The organism is Microcoleus sp. N9_A1, from assembly GCF_036701795.1.
Lineage (GTDB): Bacteria > Cyanobacteriota > Cyanobacteriia > Cyanobacteriales > Microcoleaceae > Microcoleus.
Window position 1 is genome coordinate 110,314 of record NZ_JAUBRI010000013.1, and the last position, 12,762, is coordinate 123,075.

Here is a 12,762-nt window from a genome sequence, read left to right on the forward strand (position 1 = left end):
TCAAATGTTAGTTATTCTAATGGAAAATCAGATGCTTGCCCCTCAGTGTGTTTGCCAAGGTTGTGTGCTCGCCGATCGCACGGGCCAACCTCGCTGGAGCGGTGGAGAGCTTCGCTGCGGGCATCCAGTTGCTAAACCTACGGAAAATTTGCCCGATCGGTACGAGTGTCAAATGGGCTTCGTCATTGCCAATATTAAATAATCATGGGGCATCGGGCATCGGGCATCGGGCATCGGGCATCGGGCATCGGGCATCGGGCATGGTGACTATTGAACCCGACTCGATCTAAGTACCCCTGAATCTACTCGGCTCTGAGTGTGGGAAAATTCCGGGCGAGTCGGAACACAAACCCTGCTGCGTTATGCTGAGTGTAACGGGAATTGATAGTTAATCGATCGACTCAGGAGAGTTCATTATGACTTGGCGCGGATCTACAACTGTTCCAGACCGGATTTTTGCTTCTTTGCCTTATTTGCTGCCACTGATTGACGGGCTGGGGTTTGGCAGGTATCTGTTTGCACAGTTTCCTGTCCTGCAACTGTTTTTGATCCCGCTAACTCCGTTGCTTCAACTTTATAGGGTACCCTTTGCTAGCTTGATTATCTTCTTTGCCCTATATTTAGGAGTAGTTAGAAACGAAAACATCAGTCACTTCATTCGTTTTAATGCGATGCAGGCGATTCTTTTAGACATTGTTTTGATGCTGTGCGGTCTAGTTTTGCCGATTTTTTCAAAAGGCGTCCAAGTCGCATTTATTGCGGAAACTCTGTATAACATGGTGTTTTTGGGCGCTTTTGCTGCATTTGTCTATGCAGTCGTGCAGTCGCTTTTGGGACGCTATGCAGAGATTCCTCCGCTTTCGGATGCTGTTTATATGCAGGTACGTTAGTCAGTTGGCAGTTGGCAGTTGGCAGTTGACAGTTGACAGTTGACAGTTGACAGTTGACAGTTGACAGTTGACAGTTGACAGTTGACAGTTGACAGTTGTTAGTTGTTAGTTGTTGGTGATAATTACCAATTACCCATTACCCATTACTAATAACTACTGTATTTTCAAGACTGCCGATGCCTTCAATTTCGATGCGGACTCGATCGCCTATTTGTAGCGGCCCTACTCCTTGCGGTGTTCCAGTCAGTATCACATCGCCGGGAATTAGGGTCATTATTTGACTGATGTAGGAGACAAGAAAGTCTGGCGAAAATACCATGCGATCGATCTGGGATGACTGTACCGGTCGATCGCTCTCATTGACAAAAGTCTGCAATTGTGCAGCAGGACTCAGTTCGCGGACAATCCAAGGCCCCAAGGGACAAAAAGTATCGAACCCTTTGGCTCTGGCCCACTGGTTGTCCCGCTTTTGCAAATCTCTGGCTGTTACGTCGTTGGCGATAGTATAGCCCCAAATTTTGCTGTGTGCTTGTTCGGGAGTGCAGTTGGTACAATGTTCGCCAATTACCAGGGCCAATTCTCCTTCGTAGTCTACCCTTTCCGACTGCTGCGGATAACGAATCGCTGCACCTGCGGGGATGACTGCACTCGGAGGCTTGAAAAACAGCAGGGGTTCTTCCGGTACTGGGGTTCCCATCTCGGCGGCGTGATCGACATAATTTTTGCCTACGGCTACAATTTTTGAGGGAGAACACGGGGCGAGAATTTGGTAAGTATCTGGTGAAAGTTCCAAATCGGTTGGTTGTCCTTTTAACCAGGGCGGTGCATCAAATACTTGCACACTGTGGCTGAGTTGCAGTAAACCGTAATGGATGTGTCCTTGTGTTGTTTTAACTCGAACGTAGCGCTGGGCCATAGTATTGTAGATTTTAGGTTTTAGATTCTAGATTCAAAAAGACTTGTGCAAGTCCTAAATAGAATATATATAAACATGGATCTAGGGATAATTTCTGAAAATTTATTGCTCGATCGACCTTTTTGATTTTTGCTGTACGATTGTCAAATCGCTCTCTGTGCAAATTCCGTGCAGCGGTTTATCCCACGAGTCAACTGGTAGTTGGGCCAGCAAGGCAAATTCAAAGATAATGCCGATCGTAATTTTTGATTCCCACTCAGGTAAACTGAACATTCTGTCGTAATAGCCGCCGCCGTAGCCCAAGCGATAGCCGCGAACATCGCAGCCTACAGCGGGTACGAGCATTAAATCTACTTCTGAGCAATCTATTTTAGGAGCATCCGGCAGGGGTTCAAGTATGCCATAAGCTCCAGTATGTAAAGCATCTCCGGGCTGCCAGATGTGCCAAGATAGCTCTTTGCCGACACAGCGGGGAAATCCCCATTTTTTAGGGGTGAGAATGGCATTTGTGGGACAGGCATCTTGCCTGTCTCCAGAATTGAGCAGGCAAGATGCTTCCTCCACAGAAGATGTAAATAGGGGACTTAAATCTGGTTCTTGACGACAACTGAAGTAGGCGAGGATTGTTTTTGCTGGGGTGAATAGGGGCGAGTTTTGCAGATGATTGCAGATGCTCGCGCTATTTTTTCTCCATTCTTGTGTTGATAGGGAGTTGCGGGTGTGGAGGAGCGATTTTCTTAATTCGGTTTTAGTTAATGAAGGTTTAGGAGTGTTCATATTTTCGATCGAATCTCTCGTTTGACTTCGAGTCCGACAGGGGTTGAGAACCCCTGTTTCACAGCGAAAGTCCTCTAAAAGAGGACTACAATTAATTGCATTTTCATCACATTCTGTAGTCGGTTTTAACCGACTTTAGCTTTGAGGCAGGGGTTTCAACCCCTGCCGGAATGTCGGAAAGTATCAACAAACTGGATTTGATATTACATATTGTCTTACCACAGGACAAACGCCAAATAGCGTTTTATTCTCCTGTTCTTCTATTTCAACTAACGATCGCCTGCCCAAAGATTGCAGCCCGTTGAATAACTCCGAGGGCGATAAATCGGCATCTTGTAGCAATTGCTCTATTGAAACTGAATTTGCTTCGCGGCTGAGGCGGCAGATGAGGTTTTTCTCTAATTCGGACAAACGATTTATCTGCGGGTGCAATGTTGCTGCCAATTCTTCCCCTAAGAATAGCATATCATATTTCAAAAATTCTGCAACCCTACCTCGGAATATTTCTTGAATAGTGGTGGCGACTATTTTTAACCACAATGGATTGCCTTCATAGGCGTTAATTAGGTTTTCCCATGTTTCGGGATTGAGTAATTTTTTTTGTCGGAAAATTTCGGCTGCTGCTGTACCTATGCCTTTGAGTTGTAAGCTGCGAACTGGTAAATTTTCACCTTTTAAGGCGGTAATTTCTCTGGGAGGTTCCCAACTGTTGAGGATTAAACAACTGTTGTGGGTTGTTTCTCCGATTTGTCTGAAGAGGATGCTGTAATTTTCGCATTCGGGGCGGTAATTTCCTGCTAGTTGTCCGCTGCTGAGAATGGTTTGCACGTCGTCGAGGATGATGAGACAGCGGTTTTTTCGCAGATATTCCATTAACAGGGAAAGTCGATCGGGAATGCTGCGAGGGAGTTCGATTTCGGGTTTATTTAAAAGAAATTCTAGGAGATTTTTTAGGGTTGTTTCTAACGGTGGGGAGTGGCGGAGACTTCGCCAGATGACGTATTCAAAGTTATGCTGAATTTTTTGGATGAGATGGAGAGAAAGTGCGGTTTTGCCGATGCCGCTGAGTCCTGATATGGCTGCGAGGTTGCACTTTTCTTGGACGATCCATTTTTCCAGGGTGGCGAGTTCGGATGTGCGATCGCACAAGGATGAAATATGAGGTGCGTCTGTTAAGTCTAGTCGGGTTTGGGGTTGGGAGGTGTCTGAGGTGGGGGTTGAGGGCGATCGATCTTTTGGAACTTCGGGAGGTTGGCTATCTGTACTGACATTGACGTTACAGAATACAAAATCATTCCCAAAATTTTGTGAAACGATGAATACTTGTTGTCTTTCAATTGTCGATCGTAAATTTGATTGTGTAACTTCTTCACCTAAGACATTGGATAAACGCTTCCATAATTTTGAAGCTATATTCCTGACGTGACCTTCGCTACAATATGATGCTTCTGCGATTTGAGAGTATTTTTGACCTTCCCATACACCTGCTAGGATGGCTTCTTGCAGATCGTCCAAGTGTTCTCCTGTCTTGGCCAAAACTAGGTTGTCAGCTAATTTCAAGAGTTCTTTCACGTCCATAGGTCGTGTAGGTAGGGGAATTATCCTATTGTATCAGACATTTTCTGACATTTTATGACATCCCGATCGCATCTGACATTTTATGAGATTAAGAAATATTAAACTTCTGACATTTTATGATATTTTATGACTTGACTGCATTCTGAGGATGGTGGTAATTTTATAGTAGAAGCTATGATTAACTGGTAGTACGCTGTAACCAAACATTAAAATATAAAGCCATGACTAATAAACCGAAAAAAGAATCAAAGCTGAAATGCCCGCTGTCGCAAGAACAAAAGGAGACAGTCAAAGAGGTTGCCGATACCCTTGATATACATATAAAACTTGTCAAAAAATGTACTGGAAATGGCGGCTAATATCAACTACTTTTGCTTGACATCAATGTAAGAAAAAGAAAAGTAACTATATTTTTTTTGAACTTACGAACAACCAAAAAAATTATCTAAAACAATAATTATGAATGACAACCCAAATCAAAATGAAATGGCTACTGAAGTCGCCAGCAAAGTTAAATCAACTGTTAATGACGCTATTCAAGGATTAAAAATTTTTCTAATTAATCCTGTTGGCGGTCTTCCAGTTTTTTTTCAAGGGTTAGGCAAGGAACGTGCTTTAGGGGTGGGAATTGCTTTTGGAATAGTATATGTAGTTTGCTTTGTATTCGCGTGCCACAAATTTTTTCCAGACAACTCTGGCAGTTCATTATTTAATTTAATAGTGGCCAGCGCTGCTAATTTTTTGAGTATAGCAGGAGCTAGTTTTGCGACGCGCAAACTATTTCGGGGATATGGAAGCTTTCAAGGGGATATATTCATTGCTGGTGTCGCTTTAGTTCCTGCCTCATTATTGCTATTAATCAGTAGTATTTTAGGAATCCCGAATGCTGAAATTGTTGCTATAGTTACGGTGGTGGCTATAACCTACATAATTTTAATGATTTACACTGGCTGTCACAAGATTTCAGGAATTCCCGAAAATGCTGCTGCTTTGGCCGTTTCAGTCATGTTACTTTTAAGTGGCTGGCTATTTAAAATTTTGATTTTGTCTAACATCTTGAAAAGCTGAATCATGTAGGAAGCAATATGAGAAATGAGTTGAGTTTGCTTGAAATAATCCGACTATTTTTTGAAATGCTTTTTCAGCTAGTTGACTGACAGTATTGATTGATCGCAGACATTTTACCCTAAAAGGAAAGAAGTATGGACGCACTGGTAGCAGCAATCGCACAAATTTTAGATTACATTCACGCCCAAGGCCCCAACGGGATCGCACAGCTAATGATACTACTCGAAGCTCTCAAGGTTGGAGCAGTTTCTGTTGCGGCTCTGGTTGGCTTGGCTGTTAACGTACCCGTTGTTATTGAAGTTATTGGCCAGTTGATAGCTTTAATCAGTTCTGGTGCTGCTGTTCCTGAAATAGCGACGGCGATGGGGTCGTTGGCGGGTTCACTGGGACTATCTATTGAGGCTCTCATCCAGATATTACAATTTATCGGCGGTTTGATGCTGGCATTTTAACTTGATTTCCCCAACTTTTCAAAGAATCAACCATGATTTGCTTGGTGAGGTTTGGTGCGGGGGATAACACGATCGTTATTGCTTCCTGTCGCGACTAATAACACCGATCGAATCATTAGACCAGAAACTTGCAATTTAGTTTACCATAACTTTAGATCAAAAGCGATCGCCCTTTCTTTTGCCTCATCCGTAAGAGCGATCGCCCTTCCTGAACCGAGGTGCGATCGCCCTCATTTTATTGACTCAAACTATTTCCGAGGCTAAAAGCCTACCATCAACTCGCTCATATTCATCTTCCACTAGCCACGAGTGAGCCTCATCGTAACTTGAACTTAAAAACAGCGGTTTATAATTCGCCGAGGGCTCGTATATACAACACTTACCATTTTTGCCACCCACTAACATCAGAATCCGAGGCGGGAAAACAATCGGATCTACCCACAACTCGATAAATTCCCAATCATTGATTTGTTCGACGAGGTTTTGTGCGGGGGATAACATGGTAATTATTAGTTCCTTTGATAATTTTAATTTCTGCGTAATACAGCGGAATGCGACTGCCGTCCGCTCTGATTTGATAACCTATAGGATAATCAAAGTATCGCCCGTAGCGATCGTAGTCATCGGTTTCATCCTCAATCCCTGTAAGCTCTCCTCTATCTATAATAGCTTGTATCACTAAATCTCTTGTGGCTCTGTCATTAAACACATGAGCTTTTCCTTCTTTTCTCAGCAGTCTTTGTACCTGTGGCGTTTCGGGAAGATGTTTGTCAAATAAACTGGTTCTTGGGTCTGGTGTTAGTTCGCGGTTAATGCCACTCATTAACTAATCATATAGGATACTTGCAATTCAGTTTACCATCACCTTACATCAAGAGCGATCGCCCTGACTTGAATTGAGGAGCGATCGCCCTTCCTGAACTGAGGTGCGATCGCTCTCATGTTAGCGTTGCTTAATCAGGGTATGAAAAAAATAAGTTGAAAATCCCCAAGCTGTGTCAATACTGGTTTCTATGACTGGCATATTTAGCCTTTCATACCGTAAATCAGCAACGCCTCTTATTCCTACTGACTACTGACTACTGACTACTCAGTAATGACTTCATTTACTGTACTTGAGAGCCGTGGGCGCGGGGGTCGGAGCTACTTGTTTTCACAGGCCCTGTGGGGGGAGTAAAATTAGAAACTTGACCGCCTGCTTGGACGTGTGGCAGAGGTTTTCCTGCAATTAAAGCTTCTAAGTTAGCTTCCATAATACTGCGCGGCATTTCGCCCATCGTTTCAGCAACGGCGCTACCTTTATCGTTCAAATAGACAAAGTGCGGAATGCCATCTACTCGATATTTTGTGATTTCTGGCAGCCATTTGTCATTGTCTACATTCAGCATCACAAAATTCATCGGTTCGGCGTATTTCTGTTTGATTTCGCTCAGATCGTTGGCCATTGCCTGACAGCTACCGCACCAATTAGCATAAAATTCCATGAGTGTCGGTTTGCCGTTTACCAAAGCTGTTTCTAAGGGCGTTGAAGCTTTTGCCATTTCGGTGAGACTGCTTGACGGCGTTTGGGTTCGCACTCCGAAAAAGATGGATACCGAAAGGGCGATCGCGGTCAACACGATCAATAAGTTTCTGAGGCGCGTGGCGACTTTTGTTTCGGGATTCTTGGCGGCGGGGGCGACAGTTGACTTGGGGGAATTCTGGGTCATAAAATAAATTGCGTTTTGATTTCTATGTTTTTATTTTAAATAATAGATTTAAATTATTATAGCACATTTTGAGATAATCCGACTCATCTCATAAAAATTTGTGGTAAAGGCAGCAATTAGACCAAGTGCGCTAAAACAGAAGATAACAAAGATTGTTTGTAAATTACCGAGGACTTGCAGGGTGAAAAAACGGGTAACACTGACGTTTCCCCAACGATCGATCCAAATGCCTGTCACCTATCGACTGGCAAAGGATTTTAATGTTGCCGCCAACATTATCCGTGCTCAGGTGGCTCCGAACCAAGTGGGCAAACTGGTGCTAGAGTTATCAGGGGACATCGACCAACTAGAAGCGGCGATCGACTGGATGCGATCGCAAAACATCGGCGTTTCCTTAGCCAGTCGGGAAATACTCATAGACGAAGATATCTGCGTTCACTGCGGTTTGTGTACGGGGGTTTGCCCGACAGAAGCCTTGACCCTTGACCCAGAAAGCTTTAAACTAAGTTTTGCTCGATCGCGGTGTATCGTTTGCGAGCAATGCATCCCTACCTGTCCGGTGCAAGCTATTTCTACTAACCTATAGGCCCTGTACAAAGTCCTCGGGCTCATCATCTTTTTTTTGCCTGGTTCTCCTAATTGTGCCATTGGATGAAAAAAAACTCTTGGGTTTCCCTAACTCTACTTTTTGTTACTTATTTCACTTTTGGCTGGAAATTATCTGAGTTTGATGTTCCCCCGCACCTGACTTGGTTTCTAGCCATAGCTTCAATTTTAGTGTTGGCTGCCGCCTTGTCTTTCCCGCTGAGAGACATAAAAGCATTAATCCTGGAGTGGTTTTCGAGTGATATGGGTGCTTTTATTTCTATAATTTTAGGAGCTTTTGTGGCAGTGGTAGTTATTGCCTGGATGCACCTTTTTGCTACTTGTTTACTCTTGATTTCAGCCGGAGCTTTGGCAAGGCTCGATATTCAAATATCTGGTTGGAAAAATTGGCGGGCTTTTGCGGTATTAGCTACCATTTCTTTAACAGGTGTGGGGTTGGGCGGAGCGATCGAGTTTTGGTCAAAAACAGGCAGGCTCGTATTTTCTTAATGAGGAACGGGAAATTCATCCAACCAAATTCTATAACTCGCAACGGATATTTAGCCGAAAACTATCAGATCGTCCATCAATAAATACAGCTTATTTTTTTTCAATCCCCCACCCTCGGATTAATTCCCAGTTCCGCGCCCTAATCATAGCAGTTTTCAAGCCTGGTGAGGTACAGCTTGTCAATGGCCGATTCCCCGTTGCGCTTTACTAATTCCCAATGACTAATTACCAATTACCAATTACCGACGAACCAGGAGTGGAACTGAAAACCGCTATGGCAGTATTGAAATGTAGCGACTGTTGCTCCAAATGTTATTGCCAAGAACCCGCAAGTCCCGCAGCCAAAAACTTATCGCAATAAAAAAGCAGCTTTAGGAAGCTGCTCGTCAGAATGCATGAGGTATTGTTTTTAGAATAGGACAGGTGGAATTCGATCGGTGCTAGGTTACATTTTTTGATACAGGAGAGTTGATGAGTGAATGGACGATCGTAAAATCGTCACATAGGAGGATAGCATTGATGCTAAATTTCCCGACAATCAAGTTAGCGTTTAACTGTCCTTGCGCCCTACAGCCCTTCAGCGGTGGGGCCATTTTATTTTTAGGGAGCACTCAAGAGCCGACTTTAACGCATCAGACGAGTCTGCCATTAGTTCTTGTATAAAATCTCCGCATCGCCACATCCTCATAAGACTTCTTACAAAAGTCACTTTTCTATTTTGAAATTATCTGCGTTCATCCGTGTTTATCTGCCTTTTATCTGCGGTCGAGCCATCAATCAAAGATTTATGCAAGAGGTCTATACTTATAAAAGTTACGCATCACATCCACTCAAACCCGGTGGATTTAAAAATATTGGGTCGTTAAACGGGCACACTCAGACAAAAATCAGTATTTTTACCGAAGTCATACCATTTTAGATTTTAGATTTTAGATTTTAGATTTTGGGAATGACTGATGAATCTGGTTGTTTGGAGCTTGTGTAGGGTTGCATTATTTTTGGGAACTAATACCAAAAGTCCTGAGCAACCTGTTATTTTGTAAGCAACCCAGTTTTTGAATGTATCAATTGAGATCAGGCCCGGTTTCAGATTTGATAACTTTTTTGATCTCTTCGATCGCCCGACGCGCCACTTCTTCAGGTCTGTCGCCTCTACCAATGGAAACTCGGACATCTGCTTGAGTGTAGAAACGCTCTCGCTCGTTCAAAAGGCTTTGCAGCTTAGATTTGAGCTCGCCCTCCTGCAGTAGGGGTCGAGCGGTGTCTGATCGCAGTCGATCGTACAATTGATCTACAGGCACATCCAGCCAAACTACTACACCGTAGTGCAAGTAACCCCAATTCATCGATCGCGCCACAATACCGCCGCCCGTAGCCACCACCGAATTTTGATAAGCAGACAATTCGCCGAGCACTTTCGTTTCTAGTTCCCGAAAAGCCTCTTCCCCTTCGCGATCGAAAATCTCAGCAATTGACTGATTAGCAACTCGAACAATTAGTTCATCAGTATCAAAAAAACGGTATTTTAATTTTCTTGCCAAAATCCGCCCCACCGTTGTTTTTCCCGCACCCATCATCCCCACGAGATAGATATTAACTCCCCTCAACAAATCCACCGCCAAATCCTCCATATTTTTCTATTTTTTTAGGTTAATCGGCCCGCCGCTGGGGCGCTCCTCCTCAAATACATCATCCTCATCCAATCCCCAATCATCCTCTGCTTCTGCACTAGGATTTTTGGGTGCTTCCCCGCCTCCCGCTGGAGGTATGGGCTCTTGCGGGGGAACCAGCACCCGATACTCCGCATCGTAGACAGACTCAGTTTGCCCCACCCCCGACTGGTTCGGATCTCGATAGCCGTAAGAGTATACCGAGCCAGCCCAAGACTTGCTTTTCGGTTCTTGTTTAGTTTCGTAATTCCTCGGATTTGCCCCTGCAACGTCATTTACCTGCGGTCGAGTGGCAAAATCGCGATCGTCCCCCCAATCATCATCGCCCCCTTGAGAACCCGATTTTGAGCCATCTGAGACCCAATCGTCCTCATCGTCTGCCGCTGCATAAGTCCCCGGTTGAGCGTAATCCTTCGCCCCATCCGGGTTCGGAGTTTCTTGCTGGAAAGTCCGGGCACTGTAACCAGCCGACGTGCCGTACTCAGTTCGGTAGGAACCAGCAGCCTGAGTTTGGCTATTTTCCGAATTCAGATATGGGTCAATTTCCTGTTTTCTCGGAGGGGGAGGTGGCGTGTAAGGTGTTCTCCCGTCTTCGGGGAAAGTATCGGGACGGCTGCGACTGTCGCGGCCGGTGCGGGCGCGCGTTGCAGATAGGTAATTTGAAAAAGCCAGCAAACCAGAAATCAATAAAGATGTGAGAGCTCCCACCGCCATGCTGAGCAGAATCCAGATAGATAAGGGCACAGCAGGCGATCGAACTCCCAAAAATACCAGCGATAATGCCGGCTCCACATTTTGCAGGGCAAAAATAGTCAGCCCTACCACAATTACTAGCAAAAATACAGCACGCATATTAAAAATATTGGGAATTTGTTTGTTGTCAGTTGTCAGTTGTCAGTTGTTTGTTGTCAGTTATTGGTTATTGGTTATTGGTTATTTGTTGTTTGTTATTGGTTGTTTGTTATTGGTTATTGGTTGTTACTGTCAACTGTCAACCGTCAACTGTCAACTGCCAACTGTCAACCGTCAACTGTCAACTGTCAACTGTCAACTGACCTTCTTCCTTCCAGCGTTTTAGAGGAACGCAATCAATCCCCAACTGGTCTAAAGCGCGAGCCACCACAAAGTCTACCAAATCTTCAATAGTTTGCGGATTGTGATACCAGGCAGGAATCGCTGGTACAATTCTAGCTCCAGCTTCGGCCAAGGTAGTCAAATTCCGCAGGTGAATCAAGCTAAAAGGCGTTTCTCTAGGTACAAGTACCAATTTTCGCCCTTCCTTTAGCTGAACGTCGGCCGCTCTTTCGAGCAAATCCGAGCTCAAGCCAGCCGCCAACTTGCCTAGTGTACTCATGCTACAGGGAATAATCATCATCCCTTGGGTGCGAAAGGAGCCACTAGCAATATTAGCACCGACATCTTGCCAGGGATGACATCGAAGTTTACCCATTGTGGCTACTCCTGCTTGTTCCCGCCAGAATTCTTCTTGCAGAGTCGGTTCTGCCGGCATTCGCGTGTTCTGTTCGCTTTGCCAAACCATGTAAGTAGATTTCGATGCTACCAGTTCGATCGCGCGATCGGCTTCCAATAGATATTTTAAAGTTCGCACCGCGTAAATTAATCCCGATGCTCCAGTCACTCCTACAATTAGGGGTTGGGCGGGGACTGAAACAGAATTAGTCATGGGCAATCATCTGGCAATAAACTTACTAATTATACCCCGCTCAAATTACCCTCATGCGATCGACTTGATATTAAAGTTACCAATGTCGCCTTACTGCTGAATATTTTTTTGCTTTATCTTGTCTACAATCAGCCACAAGCCATATCCTGCCAGCAGACAGATTATTGGCGTAATGGCAAGGCGAAACCTATAGCCACCTGCAACGCCCCCGGATACGGCAAGGAAGTATGTCGCTATGCTAACAAGCGTTATCATTGCCCTATTTTTCAGGAAATTACTGGATAGCAAAGCTGCGGTAACACCTAAAAAATATGCTCCTGATATTAATAACAAGCTTAAGTCAGAAAAAAAGACTAGAGGCGAAAGGTGAAAATCACTAAATATTGCTTTCCAGGTTGTTTGGCCAGTTAAAACTTTAGGAATTTGAGAGGAAGGACTTAGAGCAGGATTACGTTGCCTAGTGAATCGTTTTAGGTACAGCTTTGCGGGTGTCTCAATCAAGGTTCTAAGAGTTCCTTCTAAATGAACAATTGAGGCATCCCAAGTATGGCTCATAATCATTTTCTTTCCTTCTTTCCCCATGTAGCGATAAATTTCGCTCTGACTCCATGTTTGCTGTTCGGGATGAAATTTTAAATACTTTGCGCGATTATTACATCCAAGCTGTTCAGACATCTCTTCAAAAGTTATTTTGTTTTGTTTGGCAATTACAGATGCCCCGTTATAGCAATATAGATTGTAATCAGAAACAGCCGCAAATCCCGAATATCCAGTTTTTACATAGTTCCTGACTTGCCAAATTCCAACGCTACCCATCGCGACTAGAAAGAAAACGCAAGCATGAATAGACATCTCCGAAAACACTCAAAGCCTCTGTATAGTTAAGTTCTAGGACGTAAATGTAATCATCGTAAATTAGCTAG

Annotated in this window: 16 protein-coding genes; 6 read left to right on the top strand and 10 right to left on the bottom strand. The window is 44.2% G+C overall.

What is annotated here, in order from left to right; translation table 11 throughout:
- The first annotated feature begins 4 nt into the window (after positions 1 to 4).
- The gene (locus tag QUA58_RS08860; RefSeq protein ID WP_332983033.1) at positions 5 to 202 is read left to right on the top strand and encodes a hypothetical protein; all 198 of its coding nucleotides are present in this window, start codon (positions 5 to 7) and stop codon (positions 200 to 202) included.
- A gap of 214 nt (positions 203 to 416) precedes the next feature.
- A complete protein-coding gene (locus QUA58_RS08865; RefSeq protein ID WP_333255303.1) occupies positions 417 to 890 on the top strand; it encodes a Tic20 family protein in 474 nt (157 codons plus the stop codon).
- 136 nt (positions 891 to 1,026) lie between these two features.
- Here QUA58_RS08865 and QUA58_RS08870 read toward each other — a convergent pair whose 3' ends face one another.
- The 3 genes from QUA58_RS08870 to QUA58_RS08880 all read right to left on the bottom strand — a co-directional run bounded on the left by QUA58_RS08870 (position 1,027) and on the right by QUA58_RS08880 (position 4,161).
- A complete protein-coding gene (locus QUA58_RS08870) occupies positions 1,027 to 1,806 on the bottom strand; it encodes a fumarylacetoacetate hydrolase family protein (RefSeq protein ID WP_333255305.1) in 780 nt (259 codons plus the stop codon).
- Positions 1,807 to 1,908: 102 nt separating this feature from the next.
- Positions 1,909 to 2,583, bottom strand: coding sequence for a 5-formyltetrahydrofolate cyclo-ligase (locus QUA58_RS08875; RefSeq protein WP_333393713.1), 675 nt, complete (start codon positions 2,581 to 2,583; stop codon positions 1,909 to 1,911).
- 183 nt (positions 2,584 to 2,766) lie between these two features.
- Positions 2,767 to 4,161 (bottom strand): NB-ARC domain-containing protein, encoded by a 1,395-nt coding sequence (locus QUA58_RS08880; RefSeq protein WP_333393715.1) that lies wholly within the window; start codon positions 4,159 to 4,161, stop codon positions 2,767 to 2,769.
- A gap of 459 nt (positions 4,162 to 4,620) precedes the next feature.
- Between QUA58_RS08880 and QUA58_RS08885 the strand changes: the two genes are divergently transcribed.
- Together QUA58_RS08885 and QUA58_RS08890 are read left to right on the top strand one after the other, a co-directional pair.
- On the top strand, positions 4,621 to 5,229 hold the full coding sequence (locus QUA58_RS08885) for a hypothetical protein (RefSeq protein ID WP_333393716.1): 609 nt from the start codon (positions 4,621 to 4,623) through the stop codon (positions 5,227 to 5,229).
- A gap of 134 nt (positions 5,230 to 5,363) precedes the next feature.
- Positions 5,364 to 5,681 carry a hypothetical protein gene (locus tag QUA58_RS08890; protein WP_333393718.1) on the top strand — a complete coding sequence of 106 codons (318 nt, stop codon included), beginning with the start codon at positions 5,364 to 5,366 and terminating at the stop codon, positions 5,679 to 5,681.
- A gap of 243 nt (positions 5,682 to 5,924) precedes the next feature.
- On the opposite strand, the gene QUA58_RS08895 is transcribed toward QUA58_RS08890, so the two are convergent.
- The 3 genes from QUA58_RS08895 to QUA58_RS08905 form a co-directional block, all read right to left on the bottom strand.
- Positions 5,925 to 6,182 carry a hypothetical protein gene (locus QUA58_RS08895; protein WP_333393720.1) on the bottom strand — a complete coding sequence of 86 codons (258 nt, stop codon included), beginning with the start codon at positions 6,180 to 6,182 and terminating at the stop codon, positions 5,925 to 5,927.
- On the bottom strand, positions 6,142 to 6,504 hold the full coding sequence (locus QUA58_RS08900; protein WP_333393722.1) for a DUF6972 family protein: 363 nt from the start codon (positions 6,502 to 6,504) through the stop codon (positions 6,142 to 6,144). Before QUA58_RS08900 ends, QUA58_RS08895 begins: the two co-directional genes overlap by 41 nt.
- A 283-nt stretch (positions 6,505 to 6,787) precedes the next feature.
- Entirely contained in the window at positions 6,788 to 7,390 is a 603-nt protein-coding gene (locus QUA58_RS08905) for a thioredoxin family protein (RefSeq protein ID WP_333255315.1), read from the bottom strand.
- A 181-nt stretch (positions 7,391 to 7,571) separates the two neighbouring features.
- Here QUA58_RS08905 and QUA58_RS08910 point away from each other — a divergent pair, with 181 nt between their 5' ends.
- On the top strand, positions 7,572 to 7,976 hold the full coding sequence (locus QUA58_RS08910) for an NIL domain-containing protein (RefSeq protein WP_006635751.1): 405 nt from the start codon (positions 7,572 to 7,574) through the stop codon (positions 7,974 to 7,976).
- Positions 7,977 to 8,041: 65 nt separating this feature from the next.
- Entirely contained in the window at positions 8,042 to 8,485 is a 444-nt protein-coding gene (locus QUA58_RS08915) for a hypothetical protein (RefSeq protein WP_333255317.1), read from the top strand.
- Positions 8,486 to 9,549: 1,064 nt separating this feature from the next.
- Here the strand turns inward: QUA58_RS08915 and QUA58_RS08920 are convergent.
- The 4 genes from QUA58_RS08920 to QUA58_RS08935 form a co-directional block, all read right to left on the bottom strand.
- The gene (locus QUA58_RS08920) at positions 9,550 to 10,116 is read right to left on the bottom strand and encodes a shikimate kinase (protein ID WP_333255319.1); all 567 of its coding nucleotides are present in this window, start codon (positions 10,114 to 10,116) and stop codon (positions 9,550 to 9,552) included.
- A 6-nt stretch (positions 10,117 to 10,122) separates the two neighbouring features.
- Positions 10,123 to 11,007: a LapA family protein gene (locus QUA58_RS08925; RefSeq protein ID WP_333393723.1), complete on the bottom strand. Its 885-nt coding sequence runs from the start codon at positions 11,005 to 11,007 to the stop codon at positions 10,123 to 10,125.
- Between the two features lie 181 nt (positions 11,008 to 11,188).
- On the bottom strand, positions 11,189 to 11,839 hold the full coding sequence (locus QUA58_RS08930) for a flavin prenyltransferase UbiX (RefSeq protein WP_333393725.1): 651 nt from the start codon (positions 11,837 to 11,839) through the stop codon (positions 11,189 to 11,191).
- 90 nt (positions 11,840 to 11,929) lie between these two features.
- Positions 11,930 to 12,691: a hypothetical protein gene (locus QUA58_RS08935; RefSeq protein WP_333393726.1), complete on the bottom strand. Its 762-nt coding sequence runs from the start codon at positions 12,689 to 12,691 to the stop codon at positions 11,930 to 11,932.
- Between the last annotated feature and the right edge of the window lie 71 nt (positions 12,692 to 12,762).

Excerpts from the sequence above, each read along its gene's own strand:
- QUA58_RS08890 (WP_333393718.1), top strand. The coding sequence starts at position 5,364 with ATGGACGCACTGGTAGCAGCAATCGCACAAATTTTAGATTACATTCAC.
- QUA58_RS08900 (WP_333393722.1), bottom strand. The coding sequence starts at position 6,504 with ATGAGTGGCATTAACCGCGAACTAACACCAGACCCAAGAACCAGTTTA.
- QUA58_RS08905 (WP_333255315.1), bottom strand. The coding sequence starts at position 7,390 with ATGACCCAGAATTCCCCCAAGTCAACTGTCGCCCCCGCCGCCAAGAAT.
- QUA58_RS08925 (WP_333393723.1), bottom strand. The coding sequence starts at position 11,007 with ATGCGTGCTGTATTTTTGCTAGTAATTGTGGTAGGGCTGACTATTTTT.
- QUA58_RS08930 (WP_333393725.1), bottom strand. The coding sequence starts at position 11,839 with ATGACTAATTCTGTTTCAGTCCCCGCCCAACCCCTAATTGTAGGAGTG.
- QUA58_RS08870 (WP_333255305.1), bottom strand. The coding sequence starts at position 1,806 with ATGGCCCAGCGCTACGTTCGAGTTAAAACAACACAAGGACACATCCAT.
- QUA58_RS08860 (WP_332983033.1), top strand. The coding sequence starts at position 5 with ATGTTAGTTATTCTAATGGAAAATCAGATGCTTGCCCCTCAGTGTGTT.
- QUA58_RS08915 (WP_333255317.1), top strand. The coding sequence starts at position 8,042 with ATGAAAAAAAACTCTTGGGTTTCCCTAACTCTACTTTTTGTTACTTAT.
- QUA58_RS08895 (WP_333393720.1), bottom strand. The coding sequence starts at position 6,182 with ATGTTATCCCCCGCACAAAACCTCGTCGAACAAATCAATGATTGGGAA.
- QUA58_RS08875 (WP_333393713.1), bottom strand. The coding sequence starts at position 2,583 with ATGAACACTCCTAAACCTTCATTAACTAAAACCGAATTAAGAAAATCG.
- QUA58_RS08865 (WP_333255303.1), top strand. The coding sequence starts at position 417 with ATGACTTGGCGCGGATCTACAACTGTTCCAGACCGGATTTTTGCTTCT.
- QUA58_RS08880 (WP_333393715.1), bottom strand. The coding sequence starts at position 4,161 with ATGGACGTGAAAGAACTCTTGAAATTAGCTGACAACCTAGTTTTGGCC.
- QUA58_RS08920 (WP_333255319.1), bottom strand. The coding sequence starts at position 10,116 with ATGGAGGATTTGGCGGTGGATTTGTTGAGGGGAGTTAATATCTATCTC.
- QUA58_RS08885 (WP_333393716.1), top strand. The coding sequence starts at position 4,621 with ATGAATGACAACCCAAATCAAAATGAAATGGCTACTGAAGTCGCCAGC.
- QUA58_RS08935 (WP_333393726.1), bottom strand. The coding sequence starts at position 12,691 with ATGTCTATTCATGCTTGCGTTTTCTTTCTAGTCGCGATGGGTAGCGTT.